This is a genomic window from Clostridium sp. CMCC3677, from assembly GCF_023845585.1.
Classification (GTDB): domain Bacteria; phylum Bacillota; class Clostridia; order Clostridiales; family Clostridiaceae; genus Clostridium; species Clostridium aquiflavi.
In genome coordinates this window covers 57,941-79,849 of the sequence record NZ_JAMQHS010000007.1, presented here as the reverse complement: position 1 = coordinate 79,849, position 21,909 = coordinate 57,941, and the positions used below count along the sequence as shown (strand labels likewise).

Here is a 21,909-nt window from a genome sequence, read left to right as displayed (position 1 = left end):
AAAAAGGTGGTAATTTTATTGAAAAAGATATTGGCCATTACAGGAATAAGATCTGATTACGATTTAATGAGCAACTTATTTAAAAAAATAGATTCTGATGATTACTTTGAATTAAAACTTTTAGTCTGTGGTGCACATTTATCAAAAACTTATGGAAATACAGTGGATTTAATTGAAAAGGATAACTTAGATATATTAATAAAGATAGAAAGCTTAATTGATTCTGATACTAAAAGTTCTAGACTCAAAACAACATCTATAATATTGCAAAATTCAATTGATATAGTAAATCAATATTCTCCAGATTTGATAATTTACGCAGGTGATAGGGAAGAAGTATTAATTGGTGGGATGCTTGGAGCTTTTTTAGGTATTCCAAGTGCACATTTTTTTGGTGGAGATTATACAAAAAGTGGATTAGTTGATAATGAGCTTAGAAGTGCTGCATCTAAATTATCATCTATTCACTTTGTGTCTACTTATGAGCATAAAAAAAGAGTTATGAATATAGGAGAGCCTGAGTATAGAATTTTTCAAATAGGAAGTCCTGCGCTAGATAAATTTAAAACAGAGCCTATTGTAAATATAAATAAAATATATAAGAGATTAAATATGGAACCATTTAATAATTTTGTATTGGTTATTTATCATCCATTAGATGAAAAATCCTATGTAACATTTAATAATATATTAAAATGTCTTAAAGAACGAAAAATAAAAGCGTTTATAAGTTATCCTAATACTGATTCTGGAAATAAGGAAATTATAAACGCAATAGAAAAATATAAAAATGATAAGGATTTTTACTTTTATAAAAATCTAGATAGAAATACTTTTATAAATATATATAGAAATGCATCTTTTCAAATAGGCAATTCTAGTGCAGGCATAGTGGAAGCTGCTTGTGTTGGCATTCCTGTTATTAACATAGGAGTAAGGCAAGAAGGGCGTGCTGCAAATGAAAATGTGATTTTCGTTGGTGATGAATATAGTGAAGTAAAAAATGGAATAGAAAAAGCTTTAGATAAAGATTTTATAAATAAGTGCAAAAATATAAAAAATATTTATGGAGATTCAAACAGTTCAGAAAAAGCATATGAAATTCTTAAGAAATTAGAGTATAAAGATTATTTATTGAAATTGGAGGATCCAAATGAAATGTAAAAATGTATTAGTTATATCAGTACATCCAGATGATGAAACAATAGGGTGTGGAGGAACAATTCTTAAGCATAAAGATAACGGAGATAAAATTACCTGGCTCATATTAACAAGTGCTGAAACTAGATATGGTTATTCATATCAGCAAGTTATGGAGGAAAAAAAACAAGTTGAGAATATAGGGAAAGCTTATGGATTTGATAAAATATATAACTTAAAATTTGGACCAGCAAAGATAAATTATGATATCTTTTCAAATCTTATAAATAAGATAAGTGAAGTTATGTATAAGGTTAAACCAGAAATTGTTTATATGATTAATAGAAGTGATGTTCATACTGATCATCAAATAGGGGCTAAAGCTATATTAAGTTGCACTAAAAGTTTTAGGTATCCTTTTATTAAAAGAGTGCTTATGTATGAATGTTTATCTGAAACAGAAATTGCACCACAATTTCAAGAAAATATCTTTGTCCCAAATGTATTCTCTAATATTACAAAATATATTGAAAAGAAGTTAGATATATTAAAGTTATATAAAACAGAATTGCAAGATATACCTCAGCCAAGAAACGAAGAAAGTGTTAAAGCATTAGCAAGATATAGAGGATGTACCGCATGCACCAAATATGCTGAAGCATTTATGTTAGTTAGAGATGTTTTTTAAGGGGGAATTACTTTGTTAGAAGTGAGAGATTATAAGAAAAATGATGAAAAAGAGATTATGGGTTTATTCAAAAAGTCATTTAACCGAGATATGCATTATACAGAGTGGAAATGGAATTATAATGATAATATATGCAGTGATAAATTTATAAAAATTATGTGGGACGATGATGTTTTAGCAGGACACTATTCAGTATTACCAAGCAAAATGAATGTTTATGATAAAACTTACACATCAGGTTTATCTATGACAACTATGACGTCTCCAGAGTATAAAAAACAAGGTATTTTTGTTAAATTAGCGAATGCACTATATGAAGAAAATTATAATAAGTTACCAATTATATATGGTTTTCCTAACAACAATTCTTTACATGGCTTTATAAAGCATTTAGGATGGAATCATATTTTAGATATAGAAATGTATAGTTGTTATACGTATAAATCAGAATTAAAATCTTTGGATAAAAATATAAAGAATGTTGAATTTTTAGATAATAGGGTTGATGTTTTATTTAATATCTTTTCAAAGGAGTTTAAAGAGTACAAGTTAATGATTAAAAGAAATAGGGAATATATTCACTGGAGGTATGATTTAAATCCATACAATAAGTATTATTACTTAGTTTACGAAAAAGATAACGAATATTTAGGTTATTGCATTTATAAGATATTTGAAGAAGGAGGTAAAAAAGTTTGCGATTTAGTTGATATAATTGCAGTAAACAATGGAATTTATGAAAAACTTTTAAAAAGTTTAATTGATTTAATGGCTTGCAACAAGATTAGAAAAATAAATTCATGGTTTATAAATAAAGATAAATTAGATATTGGTAAAAATTTAGGATTTAATAGAACTAATTTAATTACTCATTTTGGATTTAAGTTAAATTGTGATTTTATAAAATTAGATGATATGGATGTTGATAAATGGTATATAACTATGGGTGATTCTGATGTGTTTTAGTTAAGATTAGTTAAATACAAAAGTAATGAGAAAAAGATAGAAAAATCATGTTTTAATTTTCAGTTTTAAAAGGATAATGAGATAAATTAGCTTCTATTAAAAATATTTAATAATAAGCTAATTTAGTAAAAAGGGAGGAGGATTTTAAATGGGGGTATTTATAATAGCTGAGGCTGGAGTAAATCATAATGGAGATATTAATTTAGCTAAAAAATTAGTGGATATGGCAAAACAATGTGGAGCAGATGCTGTAAAATTTCAAACATTTAAAGCAGAAGAAAGCACGGGTTCTTTTGCAGAAAAAGCAAAGTATCAAAAAGAAAATGACAAAACAGAAGAATCTCAACTGGAAATGATAAAGAAATTAGAATTGCCTTTTGAAAAGTTTAAAGAGATAAAAGAGTATTGTGATAAAAAAGGGATTATATTTGTATCTACACCAGATGGCATAGAGAGTTTAAATTATTTAGTAAGCCTTAATGTTGAGTTTATAAAAGTAGGATCAAGTGAAGTAACTAATATAGAATTTTTAAGAGAAATAGGAAATATAGGAAAGCCTATAATTCTATCTACAGGTATGAGTACATTAGGAGAAGTAGAGAAGGCTATAGATGCTATTTATTCTACAGGAAATAGAGATGTAAGGTTAATGCATTGCACTTCAGATTATCCAACTAAAGTGGAGGATGTTAATTTAAAAGCTATGGTTACATTACGAGAGGCTTTTAAGGTTCCAGTTGGATTATCTGATCATACATTGGGATTTGAGAGTGCAGTATCAGCTACTACTTTGGGAGCAGAATTTATAGAGAAGCACATAACATTAGACAAAAAAATGAAAGGACCAGATCATAAAGCTTCCATGATGTTAGATGAATTTAAAGAGTATATTATTCATGTTAAAAATACAGAAAAATTATTAGGCGATGGAATAAAAAAACCAACAGAAAAAGAGAAAGTTATAATGAATGATGCAAGAAGAAGCATATTAGCTTCTAGAGATTTAAAAAAGGGGACAATCATAGAAAAAGATATGATTGTATTTAAAAGACCAGGCTATGGCATAAGACCTGAATTATCGTATATATTGATTGGTAGAAAGCTAAAAAGAGATATATTAAAAGATGAAGTAATAATGTGGGAAGATGTTTAAAACAAGCCTTTAGAAATTTTCTAAAGGCTTTAATTTGTATCACTTTCTTTTACGTTCCTATCACTAAAATCTAGATGCATATTATAAGCTAAACCTGCAACTACTATTAATCCGCCTATTATTTTGCTAAGAGGAAACTGCCTAGAAATTAACCAATCTAATGCTATTCCAGTAAAAAGTTGAGCTACAAATATAAGTAATGTAACATAAAAAGCTGACATCTTTGGGGTTACTACACTGTTAAGGACAACAATAGCTACACCTAAAAGACCTCCTAAATAAGCATAAAATGGAACAGTATTTAATGAGGTAAATACAAATTTTTCTCTCATAATAAAAAAGAATAATATTGAAGTTATTGAGCCTGTAAAATAATTAAAATAACTTGATTCTATAAGACCTATTTCTTTAGAAAGTTTTGTATTTAGAATTCTAGAAACTACTATAATTACACCTGCTAATATAGACATTAATATATATATCATAAATGGTCCTCCTTTTAATTTAGAAAAAAGTCATAATACAGACACCAATTGTTATTATTGTAATGCCAATTATTTTTTTCTTATTAAATTTAATTTTTTGCATTCCTAGTAGTCCATATTGATCAAATATCATTGAAGTTAATGTTTGACCTAAAAGTCCTAGTGCCACTGGTAATGCTACTCCAATAACAGAAAAAGTTATATTGTTAAATAATATTGTGAAAATTCCAAGAGCACCAGCACTATAAAGATATAATGGCAAATGCATTTTAAATGGTATTTTTATTTTTTTATAAAGCATTATTATAACTAAAGCTAAATAACCTAAAATATGAATCACCATTAAAGAAGAATAATTTCCAATACCAGAAGATAATTCTCCATTACAAACAATCATAACTGCAATAAGTACACCAATTAATAAAGATAATAAATTATACATAGTATCTCCTTATAAAAATATAATTCTTGATTTATAAACTTAGTTTAAGCTATTATAAAGGAAATAGTGTAGGACATATGTCATATTGTAATGAAAATTATTAATTGTCACTAAAAAGGAGAGAAGTTTTTGGTTAAAGTAAACGATTTTAAAAGAATGGAAAAGTATATAGAAAAATACAAAATAAATGATATGTTTAGCATAGATATGAGAGAATATATGTCTTTATATATGTTTGGTAAGAATGAACATATATGTAAAGAAGAAGAGGTTTTAAATAAAATGTTTTTTGTGGTTGATGGTAAAGCCAAGGTATATAAAAATTTAGCAAATGGTAAATCATTGTTATTATCATTTTATAATCCATTTACTGTAGTTGGAGATATTGAATTTTTAGAAAATGATAGTGCGGATTGTAGTGTTCAAGCTATAAAAGATACGTATTGTATTGTTATTGAATTTTCAATAATTAAAGATAAATTAATGGATGACTGTAAGTTTTTAAGAAATAGATGTAAATATTTAGGGGAAAAGCTAAGATGTAATAGTAAGAATAGCTCAATAAATTTGCTTTATCCTCTTGAAAACAGATTAGCAAGCTATATTTTGGCATTTGTAAATGGAGATAATAATCTACGTTTTATATTTGAAGGTGGGTATAATGAAACAGCAGAACTACTAGGGACTAGTTATAGACATTTAAATAGAACATTAAATAAATTCTGCAGTGAAGGAATTATAAAAAAAGATGATAGGTCTTACATAGTAAATAATATTGATAAACTTAAATATTTATCAGGTGATTTATACAGATAATTAAAATAAATACATAATATTTTTTACAAACTTAATTTTATTTTCAATATTTGATAAACTTAAATAAATTTTATACGAAAATTAAATAGAGACAATGGAATTTAATGATATTAAAAATAAATTATGTTAGTTTCAATATTAGTTTAAAAAAAGGGGATGACAATATGAAGAGTAATATATTATTAGAATCAGGTACAGGAGAGTTAGAAATTATTGATTTTGTTGTTAATGGAACTCATTATGCAATAAATGTAGTAAAAGTTAAAGAAATAATTAAAATGCCAAACGAAAGTTTAACTAAATTACCTGATCCTAAACCTGAAGTAGCTGGACTTATATTATGTAGAGATGAAATTCTTACTTTAATTGATTTAAAATATACATTAAATAAACAAAGAGATCATGAATTAGGATCTAAAGTTATAATTTGTGAATTCAATAAAATTAAAGTTGCATTTAATATTGATGATGTAGTAGGTGTGCATCGCATTAAATGGGGAGATATAAGAAAGCCAGATGATTTATCTGAAAATTCATTATCTGTCGGAAACATACTTTTAAATGATAAAGTTTTAATTATGTTAGACTTTGAAAAGATAGTAACAGATCTTTGCCCAAGCGTGGGAATAAGTGAAGATAGACTTGTGAAGGTAAACTATAAAGATAGATCAGATATAAAATTAATCTTAGCTGATGATTCAGCACTAATTAGAAAACTTTTAAAAGAAACACTTACAAAGGCAGGATTTACTAATTTAAGATTATTTAATGATGGAAAGCAAGCTCTGGATTTCTTAAAAGGTATATCAGAAAAAAAAGGTGAGAATTTTAAAGAAGAAGTTGACCTTCTTATTACTGATATAGAAATGCCACAAATGGATGGTCTTACACTTACAAGAAGAGTGAAAGAAGATGAAATATTATATAAATTGCCAGTAATAATATTCTCATCATTAATTACTGACGAATTAAGACACAAAGGTAAATCTGTTAAAGCAGATGCTCAATTGAGTAAACCAGAGATAGAAGAACTAGTACGTGTTATAGACAAGTTATTAAATAAGTAATTTTAATAACTCAAGGTAGAAAGGAGATTAAAATCTTTTCTACCTTTTTTATTTAATGTTAACTTGTATAAGGATTACTTTTATAATAAAATTATAAATGCATTATTTATATAGTGTTATTGGAATAATATTATTAATTGTATATAGTTTAAAGTTAAAATAAATGATAAGGTGTGTAACAATATGGAAGAATTTAAAAAAGTTATTGATGAAATTTTACAAGAAGAGATTATAAAAGTAGTTGTTAGTAATAAAATGAATAAAGATGTTAAATACAATAAAATAACGTTTATTCTTAAAGAAAATGAAAAGAATAAGTATTATCAAATAGAAAAGTTTACAGATAAACAAATTTTTCATGAAAATGTACATATAGATGAGTTCAATGACAAGATTATTAAATATGTTGAAAACAATTATAAACAGCTTTCAGCATGGTCAGATACAAGTACCTTTGATTTAAAGATATCTAAAAAAGGTAAAATATTTTTAGGCAAGAAAAGATCTGATAATAAGAATCTTGCAAATAAATCTCATAATAAAGAAAAAAATTATATTTTAAAAGAGGGAATGATAATAGAGCCACTTATAGATTTAGGGGTATTTACTAAAGAAGGAAAAGTAGTTAACTCTAAATATGATAAGTATAAGCAAATAAATAGATTTGTGGAGATTATTGATGATGAAATCAAAAATAATGATTATAAAGAACTCACAATTCTAGATTTTGGATGCGGAAAATCGTATTTAACATTTGTACTTTACTATTATTTTGTAAAAATTAAAAACATAAATGTAAAAATGATAGGTTTAGATCTTAAAGAAGATGTTATTAAAAAATGTAATGATATTGCTAAAAGATACAAATATGATAATTTGCATTTTGAACTTGGAGATATAAACGGATTTAAATATAATAATAAAGTTGATATGGTTATAACACTGCATGCTTGTGATACAGCAACTGATTATGCTCTATATAATGCAATAAAATGGAATAGTAAAATGATTTTTTCAGTTCCATGCTGTCAACATGAATTCAATAGTCAAATAAAAACAGATTCTTTATCTATATTAACTAAGTATGGAATAATTAAAGAACGAGTTTCAGCACTTATGACTGATTCAGTTAGGGCTAATCTTTTAGAATGTATGGGTTATAAAACTCAATTATTGGAGTTTATTGATATAGCACATTCACCTAAAAATATATTAATTAGAGCATCAAAAGCTAAAATATCAAATAATAAAAAAGAAAAATCTTTATTAGAAGTTAAGAATTTAATGGAACAATTTAATGTTAAACCAACATTATTTAACTTATTAGAAAATGATAAATTAATATGCACACAAATAAGAGAAGATTAATATAATAAATTAGAATGATTTAATGATATAATATTAATACTCATTAAGATATAATTATTAAAAATAGAAAGTAGGCTTTTAGAAGTTTACTTTCTATTTTTGTTGTTTGTTTATTAGAAAAAATGTTATGATTTATAAAAAAGGCAAATAAGAATTAGTTAGACAATTTTATAGGATGTGGGGAATAATGAATTCAGTTAATCATTTTAGAACAATAACAAATCATAAATTATTAGTTATGAAATATTGCTTTAAAGTCGGGTTATATAAGCAAGGTTTACTACATGATTTATCTAAGTATTCTTGGGTGGAATTTTCAGCAGGAATAAGATATTATAGAGGTGATGTTAGTCCTAATGGAATACAAAAAATAGAAGAAGGATATTCTAAAGCATGGCTTCATCATAAAGGGCGAAATAAGCATCATTTAGAATATTGGATAGATTATGGTGTAAATATAAAAGAAGGACTTGTAGGAATGAAAATGCCAACAAAGTATGTAGTTGAGATGTTTATTGATAGAATGTGTGCTTCGATGAATTATCAAAAGGAGAAGTATAGTGATAGAAGTGCATTAGAATATTACAATATAGGTAAAAATCATTATATTTTGCATAAAGAAACGAGAGAAGTATTAGAATTTTTACTTAATAAACTTGCAAATGAAGGGGAAAAAGCAACTTTTTATTATATTAAGAATAATTTATTAAAGAAATAAGACTACGTTTTAGTAGAATATTAATATATGTAAAAACAAAGCTTATAGCGGAGTAATTAAATTTAGGAATACTAATTAATGATCCTCAAAGTATAATTACAATGCCAAATTATCTATTAGATATATATCAAAACATATTTAAAAATAAATAATTATTATACTTATATGAATGTTAATTGTGATAAAGTTAGTGCTAAATTAAAAAAAATTAGCACTAACTTAAAAAAACTATTAATTAAAAATAGTTTTAAATATAGGTTTAGATACTTTAAAAATGAGTATCTATTTCTTTTCTTCTAATTTTTTTTAAGTCTTTTAGCCTTAAATTAGTTTTTTCCATGATTGTATCAAAAGAATCCCCTGCAATCATCATTTGTTTAGCTTTTTCACGAGCTGACATTTTATCATTACCCATATTTTAAATTCCCTCCTGTAATACTTTAATCAGTATTTATCTTTTCCTTAGAAAAATAATATATACATTACATTAAATGGAACTTAATGGGAGGCATATCTATTTCAAAAAAAGTTCTCTTGGTGATTTATTAAATAATTTTTTAAAAGAGCGTAGAAAACTAGAGTAATCATTAAATCCACACTTTGTAGATACTTTTAAAACAGCTTCACCATTTTCTATAAGGTCTTTTGCTATTAATAATCTTTTTTGCAATATATAATTATGAAGAGTATAACCGGTTTCTTTTTTAAATTTATGCATTAAATAATACTTACTTATAAAAAATTTCTTTGCTAGAAATTCAATAGAAAGATCTTCTGATATATTAGTATTTATATATTTTAATATTTCTTCAATTTGTTTATCATATTTAAGAGATGACTTATCATTAATAAACATATCTTCAAGGTATATCCTATTTAAATAAATTAAGAATTGGATAAATAATGCATTATTTAAAAGTTTACTTCCAAAATCATTTGAATTTAATGAAGACTCTAATGAGCTAATAATGCCTTTTAATGAATTCTGTAATTTGATATCAAGTCTAATAAGATTAAAGCTTTTTTTATTAGCTAATTTAAAACAAGTCATCAAATCACAATTATTATAATTGTGAGATTCTATAAAATTTGAATTAACCCAAATTACTATTCTTTCATAAGCTTCAGACGAATCTATTAATGGTTTATGCACATCATGATTATTTACAAGAAGTATATCCCAAGGTTTTAGATAATAAGCTTTTCCTTCTATTAGATAAGTTACTTTTCCAGATAAAAATATAATTATCTTATTGAACTCATGGTAGTGGAATTCAAATTCTTGATTTTTCTTATCTTTTATATGAAATAATTTAAAATCACTATGCAAGTAGCCAGCTTTATTTCCATAATCAATTGTATTCATTTAAATGACAACCTTTCAAATAATATATATAAATCATAGAGCACTTTTTACAATATTTCAAGCAATATATGCACTATTTATAGTTAAAATTCTGTATATAATAAAATTAACAAAGATATATTTTATATAAAAAATTAAAGGAATTATATTTTATCAAGAAGAGTAAAAAATAAAAATTCAATTAAGGAGGAATACGCTTTGAAGTTTATAAAAAACTATAAATATTCAATAATTTTATTACTATCAATTTTATTTGGTGGTACTATAGGACTTATAATGGGGGAAGATGCAAAAATATTTGAACCATTAGGAAAATTATTTTTAAATATGATATTTACAGCATTAATACCAATAGTATTTTTTAGTATATCATCATCAATAGCTAATATGGAGAGCTCTAAGAAGTTAGGCAAATTATTGGGGACAACTGTTATAGTATTTGGAGCAACTGCTCTTATTTCAGGAATATTAGGAGTGGCTAGTTTTAAATTATTTGATCCTACAAAAGGATTAAATTTATCTACATTTGAAAACTTAATTAATTCTAATCAAAATGAAACTATGAATTCAGTTGGAATATTAGAAAAGATTGTATCTAGCATCAGTGTTGGTGATTTTTCAGAACTTTTAACAAGAAGTAACTTACTTGCATTAATTTTATTTTCAATAATAGTAGGATTTGCGACAATGCTTTGTAAAGAAGAAGGTAAAATATTTGCAAAATTTTTAAATAGTGGTGCAGCAGTAACAATGAAAATTATAAGTATAATCATGTATTATGCACCAATAGGCCTTGGAGCTTATTTTGCAAGTATAATAGGAGAATTAGGAGGACAAATATTAACAGGATACTTGAAAGTATTTGTACTATATACTGTTCTGTCAATATTATATTTCGGTATATTCTTTACAATATATGCATATATTGCTGGTGGCAAAAGGGGAATTAAAAGTTTTTGGGAAAATTCTGTTGAACCAGCAGTAACAGCAGTAGCAACATGTTCAAGTGCAGCTTGCATACCTGTAAATATAAAAGCAGCTAAAAAAATGGGGGTACCAGATAGTATAGCTAAAATAATAATGCCAATAGGAGTTAATATTCATAAAGATGGATCAGTTATAGGTGGTGTATACAAAATTATGTTCTTGTTTGGAATATTTGGACGTGACACGGATAGTATTGGCTCATTAATAACTATATTAATTTTAGGATTATTAATAGGAGCTGTTGTAGGAGCTGTTCCAGGAGGTGGAGCAATAGGGGAAATGCTTATATTAAGTATGTTTAACTTTCCACAAGAAGCTCTTGCAATAATGCTTGTAATAGCCACAATAATTGATATACCAGCTACATTATTAAATTCATCTGGTAATACTGTTTGTACAATGATGATTTCAAAATTTATGAGGAATAAAAAAAATCAAGTATAGATGAAAAAGCTGATTTCTGTGTAATACATAATTCAGCTTTTTAAATATCTCTATTTATATTATGAGAAAATTAGTGTAGTATTAAATTATAAGAAAATTTTTTGGATAAGGGGAGTGTATTTATGAAAAAGGAATTTAATATAGATGAATTTTTATTAGAGTATCCACAGATTGACAAAACAATAGAGAAATATAATATTAATATGGAAAACATGAAAGCAATATATAATGATTATATTGAGTATAAAGATTCCTATGAAAATCAAGCAGGATTTATAGCTAATATATTACGTTCTCAAGAGGTTATACATTCAGTAAAATCAAGAATTAAAGAACCTATTAGGCTTATAGAAAAAATTATAAGAAAAACTGAAGATAGAAAAGAAAAATATGGCGATGATTTTGAATTTACAGTAGATAATTATAAACAAGAAATAAATGATTTAATTGGAATAAGGGTTATACATATATTTAAGGAGCAATGGAGAGAAATACATGAGTACATAATAAACACATGGAAAGTAGTAGAAATAACCGCTAATGTTAGAGATGGAGACAATATTGAGGTCTTCGAGGAATTAGATATAAAAGTGAGATCAAGAGCTTCAGGATATCGTTCAGTACATTACTTAGTTGAGTTTTGTCCAACAAACGAAAAAGTAGTTGCAGAAATTCAAGTTAGAACAATATTTGAAGAAGGATATGGAGAAATAGATCATATTTTAAGATATTCACACAATGAAATTCCAGAAATTCTAAAATCAAATTTATTATTATTTAACAGAATAGTTGGTAGTGCAGATGAAATGGCATCATTAGTTAATAATTTAAGTAAAGAATGGTGCGAAAAAGAGAAAAATTATATAAAAATGATAGAAGAACAAGACTCAGAAATAAATAGATTAAAAAATAAAATGACATGGATAGATGTAGAATAAAATTAAAAAAATATAGAGATTCAAAATAAAAGGTTTTAAATAAATGTAAAATATAAAAAATTATATTTTAAGAATATATTGAGGAAAATACTATGGCTACATAAATGTACCAATAGTATTTTTCTTTTTTTACTCTTTAGTATTTTGTCTGATAATTATTAGTAAAAATTATGTTAAATTTTGCTTTAAAATGATAGAATATTAAAGTAAGAAGAAAAGTAAACTGGTTTAGGAGTGATTTAATTGATATTTGTACCTTATTATGAATTGAAAGCTGGAATGAAATTAGCTAGTAATATACATCTAGATAACAATAAAAAATCAAAAGCTTTTTTATTAAAGAAAGGTATGATATTAACAAATGCAAACATACAGAAACTAATAAATTTCAATGTTTTAGGTGCATATATTGATGATGGCAGAAAAAATCTAATATTAGATGATAACTTAAGAAAAAAATCTGTAACAACAATTAAGAATATTTTTGAAATGTGCAAAAGTAAGCATAAAATTTTGGAAGAGAATGTTATAAAAGAGATAGAATCAATATCTGTAAAGCTTGTCAATAATATGTGTAAAAATAAAAAAACATCTATAGGAATAACAGATTTACAATCATATGATGTTAACACATATCTTCACTCTTTGAGTGTAACAGTAATATCAATTGCAATAGGAAGTGCATTAAATTTAAGTAAGAAAGAGTTATGTGATTTAGGTGTTTGTGGATTATTACATGATATTGGAAAAGTAGCAATACCAATAGAAATAATAGGAAAACCATCAAAGCTTACTGAAGAGGAATTTAATATTGTTAAAACTCATGCAGAGTTAGGTGGAAACTATATTGTAGAAAATAAATATATGGATAATGATATATATTTAGGAGTTATAAGTCATCATGAAAAATTTGATGGGACAGGCTATCCGAATAAACTAAAAAGGGAAGATATCCCTTTGTTTGGGAGGATAATAACTGTAGCAGATGTATATGATGCTTTGACAGGAAATAGACCATATAGAAATCCAATAAAGCCTTTAGAAGCCATAGAATATATTATGGCAGGGGTTGGTAGCAGCTTTGATTATAATGTTGTAAAGGCATTTTTGAAAAAAATAGAACCATATCCTATTGGATCTTGTGTAAAATTAAGTGATAAAAGGCGTGCTACAGTTATTGGAGATAATATTAATAATCCATTAAGACCAATTATTAAAATACTACAAAAAAATGGGGATGAAGCAGAAATAATAGATCTTCAAAATGACTTAAATGCAAGAAATATTATAATTTTAGATATAGAGTATAAATATCTTATTAAGAAATAGGCATGATTTAGGAGATCTAGGTACTCAAGCTCTTATTAAATATTATGAAAATTAGGGATAGCAGATAATTATAAATAGATAGTAATTCATAGATGTTTATACATTGTATATTTTAATAATAATTTCAATATTATGCTATGTTTTAAATGTATGTTGATGCAATAGGTAAAGTTCAGTTACTTAGTTTGCTTTGCTTATTCATATTTAGACATTCTGATAAAACATAGCATAATGTTATAATCTTTTTAAACCTATTAATTCAATGTGTGATGAAATAAAGTTATCTTTAATTGGTTCACATTTCATTAAATCGGTACTTAAATATTTTTTATTATCATCAGCAAATATTGTAACTATATTTCCTTCATAATTATTTAGTTCAAGTGTTTTTATAGCACCTAAAAAATTAGCACCGGATGATATTCCAACTCCTAAACCTAAAATTCTAGATAGCTTTTGTGCCATTATAATAGCATCACCATCATTAATACTTATTACTTCATTTAATGATTTTAAATCAAGTATAGGTGGAATAAATTCATCAACAATTCCTTGAATTCGGTGTTCACTTACTTGAAAGCCAGTAGAAAGTGTAGGGGAATTTGATGGTTCCAATGGATATATTTTTATATTAGAATTTTTATCTTTTAGATATTTACCTATACCCATAATTGTTCCACCAGTTCCAACTCCAGCAACAAAAGCAGTAGGAATAATACCTAGATTACTTAAAGTATTCCATATTTCAGGTCCTGTAGATAGATAGTGAGCTTCTGCATTATCCTTATTAGAAAATTGACATGGAAGAAATACAGTATCAGAATTTAATCTTCTTTTTTCAGTAAGTTCTAAACATTTTAAAAAACCACCTTCTTTTTTAGAAACTAATATTAAATTAGCATTAAAGCTTGATAAAAGTTTTTTTCTTTCATCACTCATCCAATCAGGCATATAAATATCAATAGAATTTCCGAGATAAGTGCCTATAGCTGAGAATGATATACCAGTGTTTCCGCTAGTGGTTTCAACTATAGTGTAGTTTTGTTTTATAGAATTATTTAAATAAGCTTTTTTCAAAATATATAAAGCCATTCTATCTTTTATACTTCCAGTGTAATTATAATATTCAAGTTTTGAATATACTTTCAGTTCTTTCCCTTTATATTTAAATAATATTTCTACTAGGGGAGTATTACCAATAAGTTTTTCTAAATTATTTATTTTATTAAGTATATTATTCATAAGAAAACTCCTATTCTCAAATTTAATATTATAGTATAGACTATGTAATTTAAAAATATTGTTCTTAATATTAATAATATTTAAATGGATTAATAATTATTAGTGATTATTATAAAAAATAAATTTAATATATGATAAAACTTAAATTTAGTAAATAATATAGCAAAGTATATTGTAATAACAATAATTACTTTAAATAGAGGCTGATTTTACTAGTATATAGAGTTATTATAATAAGAATATTTGTGATATAATCATTAGGATAATGTATATATTAAAAGTGTATATATACATTATATACATAATATATAATTTTTAATTTTTCTTAATATAAAGAGGGGACAAAAAAGATGAGAAAACGAAGGCACAAACCTACCAAAAATATTACAAATGTTAAAGCTATTATAGTATGTGTTGCTATTTTACTTGCTATTTATTTGGGGGGATCAGCATATTTTGCAAAACATTTTTATTTTGGATCACAAATTAATGGTATAAATGTTGGAGGTGTAACTGTTGAAGAAGCAGAGAAATTATTAGCTTCTAAAATTCCACAGTATAAACTTGAACTTGAATTAAGGGATGATAAAAAGGAAGAAATTAAAGGTGATAGCATAGAATTAACTTATGATCCTAAAGATAAAATAGAAAATTTAAAGAGTGGTCAAAAAGCATTTTCTTGGCCAAAATCTATATTTAGTAAAAGTCATTCTACATTAAATGATATAGTAACTTTTAATGAAGATTTATTAGATAAACAATTAGATAATCTTTCTTGTATTAATGAAAATGTAACAGACCCTAAAAATCCTGATTTTGAATATACAAGTAATGGTTACAAAATATTGCCTGAAGTAAAAGGTAATAAAATAAAAAAAGAAGTATTTTCTGATGTAGTAAAAAACGCTGTTATTAATGGAGAAACAAAAATAAATTTAGAAGAAATAGACTGTTATGAAAATCCAAAATTTAATTTAGAGTCAAAAGAAGTTAATGAAGCAAAAGATCTACTTGATAAATATTCAAATTTAAAAATAACATATGATTTTGAAGATAGTAAAGAGGTATTAGATGGTTCTACAATACATAATTGGCTTTATGTTAATAATGATATGGAAGTAATGATTAGTGAAAAAAATGTTAGTCAATATATTTATTCTTTAGCAAGTAAATATAATACTTTTTCTAAAACAAGAGAATTTAAAACATCATTAGGAGAAACAGTAAATGTTGATGGTGGAAATTATGGATGGATTATAGACAAGCAGGCTGAAGTAAATGGACTAATTGAAACAATAAAAAAAGGTGAAGATACTACTAGACAACCTATTTATTCTCAAACAGCTATATCACGAAATAAGAATGATATTGGTAATACATATTTAGAAATTAATTTTTCTAAGCAACATATATGGTATTATAAAGAGGGTCAGTTAATTGCAGATGGTGATGTTGTTACTGGTAATGTAAGTAATAATTGGGGAACTCCTGTAGGAACATATAGATTAAACTATATAGAAAAAAATGCTACATTAAAGGGAGAAAACTATAGTTCACCAGTTAATTATTGGATGCCATTTAATGGAAATATAGGACTTCATGATGCAACTTGGAGAACAGAATTTGGTGGACAGATTTATTTGGCCAGTGGTTCACATGGATGTATTAATGCTCCGTATGAATTGGCTCAAAAAATATTTGAAAATATAAAGGCTGGAACTCCTGTAGTTTGTTATTAAAGAGTTTTAAATAATATATAAAATTTGTAGAAATATAATGGTGAATGTTTAAACGCTAAACGTAATAATGCCCCACAGGAAAAATCCTGTGGGGCATTTAAGTTTAAAAATAATATTAATTAAAGATAATTTTTAACATTAAATATTTCACCATTTTTCATATAAACTCTAGGTATTCTATATTTAAGCATACAAAGAATTTCATAATTTATTGTTCCCATAGATTTGGCAAGATCGTCAGCATTTAATTTTAAATCACTATCTTCACCAAGAATTATTACTTCATCTCCAACATTAACATCACTTATATCGGTAACATCAATCATACATTGGTCCATACATATTCGACCAACAACGGGAGCAAACTGCCCATTTAGTATAACTTTAGCACCAGGAGCAAGCAATCTAGAATATCCATCAGCATACCCTATAGGTAAAGTTGCTATAATACTTTTTCTTTTAGTTTTAAATGTTCTACCATAGCTTATATAGCTATTTTCATCTAATTCTTGTATACGTGTTAAACTGGCTTTTAAAGTTAGAGCAGGTTTTAAATTAATATTTTCTTTATTTATTTCATCAGATGGATAATATCCATAAAGTATTATACCAGCTCTTATGCTATCTAAATAAGTTTTTGGCATATCTATAATAGCACCGCTATTAGATACATGTTTTATTGGGATTTCAACGCCAACCATTGAAAGCTTATCTACAAAAGATGTGAATTTATTAAATTGTTCATTAGTATATTCTTTATCAGTTTCATCAGAAGTTGAGAAATGAGTAAATATACCAATTACATCTAGACCTTTTAAATTATATATTTCTTTAACATCCTCAATTGCTTTTTTATTTGGAATAAATCCAATTCTCCCCATACCTGTATCAATAGCAATATGCACTTTAGCTTTTTTATTAAATTTTATAGCTACATGTGATAGTTTTTTTGCATATTCTAAATCATAAACTGTTTGTTCTATATCATAATTAACTACTTCCTCAAATAAATATTCAGGAGTGTATCCTAAAATCATAATTGGCGCAATTACATTGTTATTTCTAAGCTCAATCGCTTCAGTTAAAACAGCAACAGCAAGCCTAGAAGCACCATTTTCAAGGAGAATGGGAACTACATCTAGAGCTCCATGCCCATAACAATCAGCTTTTACAACTGCTATCACATTTTTATCTTGTGCTAAGCTTTTTATATTTTTCATATTATAAGCTATTGCATCTAAATCTATTTCTGCCCATACAGGTCGCATTATTTTTTCCATTACTATCGTCCTCACTAGTATTATTTAATATTAATAATGGAACTATAATAATTATAGTTCACTTATTCTAATATTATTTTATTAAAGTAACCATAATAAAGAAAGAACCACTAAGTTTTTAATTTGTATAAATAGTGGTTTATCTTATAAGTTAGATTTACTTGATAATAGTTTTATATTATCTCCTATAATTTTAATACCTTTTTTAATATCTTTGTCACTCACTCTACCAAAGCCAATTCTAAAAGTATTTTTATCACCATTGCCTTCATAAAAAATATCTCCAGGCATAAACATAACACCTTCTTTATAACACAAATCTAATAGCTCTCTAGAATTTATATTATCTTTTAATTTAATAAAAACATGAAGACCACCTTCACCCGTTATATATTCATAAGGAATATACTTATTTATCATTTCAATAATAAGGTTATATTTATCTTTATAATATTTTCTAACATTCTTCAAGTATTTATTAAAAGAACCACTTTTTAAATAATAATAAAAAGTACTTTGATCTAAAAAAGAAGAGTGAATGTTTTTACCACGCTTTACACTTTCTAAAATATCAATAAGCTTTTGATCAGCAAATATCCAACCTATCCTAAGACCAGGAAATAAAATTTTTGAAAGGCTACCTATATATATAATACCATTACCTTCTCCAGCTAATGATGCTATAGGTTCAATTGGGGAACTAGAGTAGAGAAGCTCTTCATTAAATCCATCTTCTATTATTGGAACAGAATATTTTCTAAAAAGATTATATATTTCTTTTCTTCTTTCACTCTTAGTTACAATACCAGTTGGATTATTATAAGAAGGTATTATGTATCCAAACTTAGGATTGCATTTACTTAAACTTTTTTCTAGTTCAAGTAAATTTAAACCATCCTTATCCATTTCAATTTGTACAACCTTTAAACCGTAGGATTTCATTATTTTTATTGCAGTATTATGGGTTGGTTTTTCACAAATAATGGTATCACCCTTGGTAGTTAAAGAAGATATTATTATATCGAAAGCTTCTGTGAAACCATTTGTTATTAAAATATCTTTATTATTTGTATTAACTCTTTTTTTTATCATATAATCAAAAAAATAATCTATTAGAGGCTTGTATCCTTTAGCATATCCATAATTTAAAAGATTAGTATTTTCGTATGACCATGCATCTAATAAAGCTCTTTTAAAATCATCAAGATTGAAAAGAGTACTTTCAGGTGCTATGGATTTAAAAGATATTAATCCTTTTTTATAAGGCAATTCATTTTTTACAATATCCAAATTTCTAAGATTATTAGAATAATCATTTGTCATAGAATCGTAATTTATATTATATGGATAGCATTCGGTCTCACTTTCTATTGCAATAAAAGTACCAATACCTCTCTTAGTAATTATTATTCCAATGCTTTCTAATTCTTCATAAGCAGAAATAACAGAATTTCTACTTATATTTAAAAATTTACTTACTTCTCTTGTGGAGGGAAGTTTACTATCTTTTTTTAACTCGCCTTTTTTAATTCCATTAATAATATGTTGTTTTATTTGTAAATAAATAGGTTTATCTTTATCAATATTAAGATTAGAAAATATCAAATTTAATCACCTCATGTTTAAAGACATTTTTATTTTCTATATATTTTAAGTTATTTATTGTTAATTAGTATTATATCAATTTATTTAAACTCAGTACAATTAAAGTCATTTATAAATATAAAAATACTTTAAAAATAGAATAAATAATTTATCAATTTAATATAATGAAAAGAATTCAATTTAGAATAAGTACTATTACATTATACTATTTTAAGAAAGGAAAGGAAGTAATTATTGTGGATAAGCAATATAAAGAAAAGTACTTAAAGAATACAGGTATTATTCTTTTTATTTTTATTACTATATATCTTAGTTTATCTTTTTATTTTTTAAGTCATTTTTATTTTGGAACTATAGTAAATGGAGTTAATATTTCATGCAAAAATTTAGAGGATGCTAACAAAAAACTTTCAAATGAGCTAGAATCATATAAATTAGAATTAAAAGAACGTGATGGAACTAATGAAGAAATTTTAAATGATAGTATTAAATTGAAATATGATCCACAAGATAAGCTAAAAGATTTAAAAAATACTCAGAAACCATTTCAGTGGATTTTTAGATTTTTTAAAACAAGTAACTATAACAGTGTGAATTTAGTTTCATATGATGAAGATTTATTAAATGAATGTTTAAATAAGTTATCATGCTTTGATGAAAATAAAGTAGTAGAACCTCAAAATCCTACTTTTAAATATGTAGATCATGGATATGCTATTGTAGATGAAGTCTATGGAAATAAAATAAAACGAGATATTTTATATGAAAATGTAGTTAAATCAATAATTAATGGGGTAAATATTTTAAATTTAGATGAGATTGATTGCTACGAAAATCCTAAATATACATCTGATTCTCCAAAAGTTATAGCTATTAATAATAAACTTAACAAATATATATTAACAAAAATAACTTATGATTTTAGTGATAGAAAAGAAGTGGCAGATGATTCGATAATAAATGAATGGATTAAAGTAGATGATGATTTAAATATTGTATTTGATGAGAAAAAAATAAGACACTATGTTAATGAAATAGCAAATTCTTATAATACTGTGGCAAGAACTAGGGAGTTTTTAACCTCTATGGGAACGAAAGCTAAAGTTACAGGAGGAAATTATGGATGGATTATCAATACAGAAGAGGAAGTTAAGGCTTTAATAAATCTAGTTGAAAATGGACAAACTATTACAAGAGAGCCAATATATCGCCAAAAGGCAGTGAGTCGTGATGTTAATGATATTGGAAGAACTTATGTGGAAATTAATTTTACAAAACAATATTTATGGTTTTATAAAGATGGAACAATGGTTACACAAGGTGATGTAGTAACTGGAAATGTAAGCTTAGGACATGCAACTCCTGTAGGAGTATATATGTTAAATTATAAGCAAAAAAATGCAACTTTAAAAGGAGAAAACTACGCTACTGATGTTAATTATTGGATGCCATTTAATGGTGGAATTGGTATACATGATGCAATATGGAGGAGTCAATTTGGTGGAAATATATACAAAACAAATGGATCACATGGATGTGTCAATGCACCATCTTATTTAGCTCAAAAGATATTTGAAAATATTGAACCAGGAATTCCAATAGTATGTTATTATGAATAAAAAGTGAAAGATAATTATGAAAAAATATTAAGTAAAAGCGGATGATAATTTAGATCATTCGCTTTTTCATTTATATTGTAGTATAAAGATTTTAAACATAATATAAAAGGATCTTTCTAAGTGAATATTGTTATAATAAATATAAATGTTGACTTAAAATAGACTTTAAAATATATTTAATAAGTAATACTGTGAAATCTATTAAGAAAGGTTTTGAGCTAAAATTATGAAAATTTTAATACTAAAAATTACGTTAAGAGCTTCGTGGGTATTATCATTAAAAGAAAAGAGAATGATTGTAAAAAGTTTAATACAAAGGTTAAAAAATAAATTTAATGTATCAGTATCTGAAATAGATAAGCAAGATATTCATAAAACTATAGTTATTGGTATGGTTGGAATATGTGCAAATTCAGCACAAGCAGATTCAACATCAGAAAATATAATAGAATTTATAGATAGTAATACAGATGCAGAAATCATTCATATAGAAAAAGATGAAGACATATTATAGGAT

Annotated in this window: 21 protein-coding genes; 14 read left to right on the top strand and 7 right to left on the bottom strand. The window is 25.4% G+C overall.

The window, feature by feature from the left end; genetic code table 11:
- The first annotated feature begins 18 nt into the window (after positions 1-18).
- The 4 genes from neuC to neuB all read left to right on the top strand — a co-directional run bounded on the left by neuC (position 19) and on the right by neuB (position 3,947).
- Entirely contained in the window at positions 19-1,164 is a 1,146-nt protein-coding gene (gene neuC, locus NG901_RS10135) for a UDP-N-acetylglucosamine 2-epimerase (protein WP_252214139.1), read from the top strand.
- Complete coding sequence (locus NG901_RS10130; protein WP_252214137.1) at positions 1,154-1,828, top strand: PIG-L deacetylase family protein; 675 nt, start codon at positions 1,154-1,156, stop codon at positions 1,826-1,828. The genes neuC and NG901_RS10130 overlap by 11 nt, the downstream gene beginning before the upstream one ends.
- Before the next feature lie 21 nt (positions 1,829-1,849).
- A complete protein-coding gene (locus NG901_RS10125) occupies positions 1,850-2,794 on the top strand; it encodes a GNAT family N-acetyltransferase (protein ID WP_252214386.1) in 945 nt (314 codons plus the stop codon).
- Positions 2,795-2,942: 148 nt separating this feature from the next.
- On the top strand, positions 2,943-3,947 hold the full coding sequence (gene neuB / locus NG901_RS10120) for an N-acetylneuraminate synthase (protein ID WP_252214135.1): 1,005 nt from the start codon (positions 2,943-2,945) through the stop codon (positions 3,945-3,947).
- A gap of 29 nt (positions 3,948-3,976) precedes the next feature.
- Here neuB and NG901_RS10115 read toward each other — a convergent pair whose 3' ends face one another.
- Together NG901_RS10115 and NG901_RS10110 are read right to left on the bottom strand one after the other, a co-directional pair.
- Positions 3,977-4,432, bottom strand: a complete 456-nt coding sequence (locus NG901_RS10115; RefSeq protein ID WP_252214134.1) for a DMT family transporter — start codon at positions 4,430-4,432, stop codon at positions 3,977-3,979.
- Positions 4,433-4,451: 19 nt separating this feature from the next.
- Positions 4,452-4,874, bottom strand: coding sequence for a DMT family transporter (locus NG901_RS10110; protein WP_252214132.1), 423 nt, complete (start codon positions 4,872-4,874; stop codon positions 4,452-4,454).
- A 129-nt stretch (positions 4,875-5,003) separates the two neighbouring features.
- Between NG901_RS10110 and NG901_RS10105 the strand changes: the two genes are divergently transcribed.
- The 4 genes from NG901_RS10105 (at position 5,004) to NG901_RS10090 (ending at position 8,843) form a co-directional block, all read left to right on the top strand.
- Complete coding sequence (locus tag NG901_RS10105) at positions 5,004-5,690, top strand: cyclic nucleotide-binding domain-containing protein (protein ID WP_252214130.1); 687 nt, start codon at positions 5,004-5,006, stop codon at positions 5,688-5,690.
- Between the two features lie 164 nt (positions 5,691-5,854).
- Positions 5,855-6,757 (top strand): chemotaxis protein, encoded by a 903-nt coding sequence (locus tag NG901_RS10100; RefSeq protein WP_252214128.1) that lies wholly within the window; start codon positions 5,855-5,857, stop codon positions 6,755-6,757.
- A gap of 183 nt (positions 6,758-6,940) precedes the next feature.
- A complete protein-coding gene (locus tag NG901_RS10095) occupies positions 6,941-8,125 on the top strand; it encodes a class I SAM-dependent methyltransferase (protein ID WP_252214126.1) in 1,185 nt (394 codons plus the stop codon).
- Between the two features lie 187 nt (positions 8,126-8,312).
- Complete coding sequence (locus NG901_RS10090) at positions 8,313-8,843, top strand: DUF5662 family protein (RefSeq protein ID WP_252214124.1); 531 nt, start codon at positions 8,313-8,315, stop codon at positions 8,841-8,843.
- 268 nt (positions 8,844-9,111) lie between these two features.
- Here NG901_RS10090 and NG901_RS10085 read toward each other — a convergent pair whose 3' ends face one another.
- Entirely contained in the window at positions 9,112-9,258 is a 147-nt protein-coding gene (locus tag NG901_RS10085; RefSeq protein WP_252214122.1) for a hypothetical protein, read from the bottom strand.
- Positions 9,259-9,357: 99 nt separating this feature from the next.
- Positions 9,358-10,209, bottom strand: coding sequence for an AraC family transcriptional regulator (locus tag NG901_RS10080; RefSeq protein WP_252214120.1), 852 nt, complete (start codon positions 10,207-10,209; stop codon positions 9,358-9,360).
- Positions 10,210-10,407: 198 nt separating this feature from the next.
- Here NG901_RS10080 and NG901_RS10075 point away from each other — a divergent pair, with 198 nt between their 5' ends.
- The 3 genes from NG901_RS10075 to NG901_RS10065 all read left to right on the top strand — a co-directional run bounded on the left by NG901_RS10075 (position 10,408) and on the right by NG901_RS10065 (position 13,907).
- Complete coding sequence (locus NG901_RS10075; RefSeq protein ID WP_252214118.1) at positions 10,408-11,640, top strand: dicarboxylate/amino acid:cation symporter; 1,233 nt, start codon at positions 10,408-10,410, stop codon at positions 11,638-11,640.
- A gap of 122 nt (positions 11,641-11,762) precedes the next feature.
- Entirely contained in the window at positions 11,763-12,578 is an 816-nt protein-coding gene (locus NG901_RS10070) for a RelA/SpoT domain-containing protein (RefSeq protein ID WP_252214116.1), read from the top strand.
- 243 nt (positions 12,579-12,821) lie between these two features.
- Entirely contained in the window at positions 12,822-13,907 is a 1,086-nt protein-coding gene (locus tag NG901_RS10065; RefSeq protein WP_252214114.1) for an HD-GYP domain-containing protein, read from the top strand.
- Positions 13,908-14,141: 234 nt separating this feature from the next.
- Here the strand turns inward: NG901_RS10065 and NG901_RS10060 are convergent, their stop codons facing one another.
- Entirely contained in the window at positions 14,142-15,149 is a 1,008-nt protein-coding gene (locus tag NG901_RS10060) for a PLP-dependent cysteine synthase family protein (protein WP_252214112.1), read from the bottom strand.
- A 350-nt stretch (positions 15,150-15,499) separates the two neighbouring features.
- Here NG901_RS10060 and NG901_RS10055 point away from each other — a divergent pair, with 350 nt between their 5' ends.
- Entirely contained in the window at positions 15,500-16,888 is a 1,389-nt protein-coding gene (locus tag NG901_RS10055; RefSeq protein ID WP_252214110.1) for a L,D-transpeptidase family protein, read from the top strand.
- 119 nt (positions 16,889-17,007) lie between these two features.
- Here the strand turns inward: NG901_RS10055 and alr are convergent, their stop codons facing one another.
- Entirely contained in the window at positions 17,008-18,168 is a 1,161-nt protein-coding gene (gene alr, locus NG901_RS10050; protein WP_252214108.1) for an alanine racemase, read from the bottom strand.
- A gap of 144 nt (positions 18,169-18,312) precedes the next feature.
- Positions 18,313-19,773, bottom strand: a complete 1,461-nt coding sequence (gene pdxR / locus NG901_RS10045; protein ID WP_252214106.1) for a MocR-like pyridoxine biosynthesis transcription factor PdxR — start codon at positions 19,771-19,773, stop codon at positions 18,313-18,315.
- Positions 19,774-20,009: 236 nt separating this feature from the next.
- On the opposite strand from pdxR, the gene NG901_RS10040 reads away from it, so the two are divergent.
- Both NG901_RS10040 and NG901_RS10035 read left to right on the top strand, forming a co-directional pair.
- Positions 20,010-21,392, top strand: a complete 1,383-nt coding sequence (locus NG901_RS10040; protein ID WP_252214105.1) for a L,D-transpeptidase family protein — start codon at positions 20,010-20,012, stop codon at positions 21,390-21,392.
- Positions 21,393-21,618: 226 nt separating this feature from the next.
- Positions 21,619-21,906, top strand: a complete 288-nt coding sequence (locus NG901_RS10035) for a DUF503 domain-containing protein (protein ID WP_252214103.1) — start codon at positions 21,619-21,621, stop codon at positions 21,904-21,906.
- Positions 21,907-21,909: the final 3 nt, after the last annotated feature.

What these genes read in the sequence shown, in the direction of transcription:
- NG901_RS10130 (WP_252214137.1), top strand. Translation starts at nt 1,154, where the DNA reads ATGAAATGTAAAAATGTATTAGTTATATCAGTACATCCAGATGATGAA.
- neuB (WP_252214135.1), top strand. Translation starts at nt 2,943, where the DNA reads ATGGGGGTATTTATAATAGCTGAGGCTGGAGTAAATCATAATGGAGAT.
- NG901_RS10115 (WP_252214134.1), bottom strand. Translation starts at nt 4,432, where the DNA reads ATGATATATATATTAATGTCTATATTAGCAGGTGTAATTATAGTAGTT.
- NG901_RS10110 (WP_252214132.1), bottom strand. Translation starts at nt 4,874, where the DNA reads ATGTATAATTTATTATCTTTATTAATTGGTGTACTTATTGCAGTTATG.
- NG901_RS10100 (WP_252214128.1), top strand. Translation starts at nt 5,855, where the DNA reads ATGAAGAGTAATATATTATTAGAATCAGGTACAGGAGAGTTAGAAATT.
- NG901_RS10095 (WP_252214126.1), top strand. Translation starts at nt 6,941, where the DNA reads ATGGAAGAATTTAAAAAAGTTATTGATGAAATTTTACAAGAAGAGATT.
- NG901_RS10090 (WP_252214124.1), top strand. Translation starts at nt 8,313, where the DNA reads ATGAATTCAGTTAATCATTTTAGAACAATAACAAATCATAAATTATTA.
- NG901_RS10085 (WP_252214122.1), bottom strand. Translation starts at nt 9,258, where the DNA reads ATGGGTAATGATAAAATGTCAGCTCGTGAAAAAGCTAAACAAATGATG.
- NG901_RS10080 (WP_252214120.1), bottom strand. Translation starts at nt 10,209, where the DNA reads ATGAATACAATTGATTATGGAAATAAAGCTGGCTACTTGCATAGTGAT.
- NG901_RS10070 (WP_252214116.1), top strand. Translation starts at nt 11,763, where the DNA reads ATGAAAAAGGAATTTAATATAGATGAATTTTTATTAGAGTATCCACAG.
- NG901_RS10060 (WP_252214112.1), bottom strand. Translation starts at nt 15,149, where the DNA reads ATGAATAATATACTTAATAAAATAAATAATTTAGAAAAACTTATTGGT.
- NG901_RS10055 (WP_252214110.1), top strand. Translation starts at nt 15,500, where the DNA reads ATGAGAAAACGAAGGCACAAACCTACCAAAAATATTACAAATGTTAAA.
- alr (WP_252214108.1), bottom strand. Translation starts at nt 18,168, where the DNA reads ATGGAAAAAATAATGCGACCTGTATGGGCAGAAATAGATTTAGATGCA.
- NG901_RS10035 (WP_252214103.1), top strand. Translation starts at nt 21,619, where the DNA reads ATGAAAATTTTAATACTAAAAATTACGTTAAGAGCTTCGTGGGTATTA.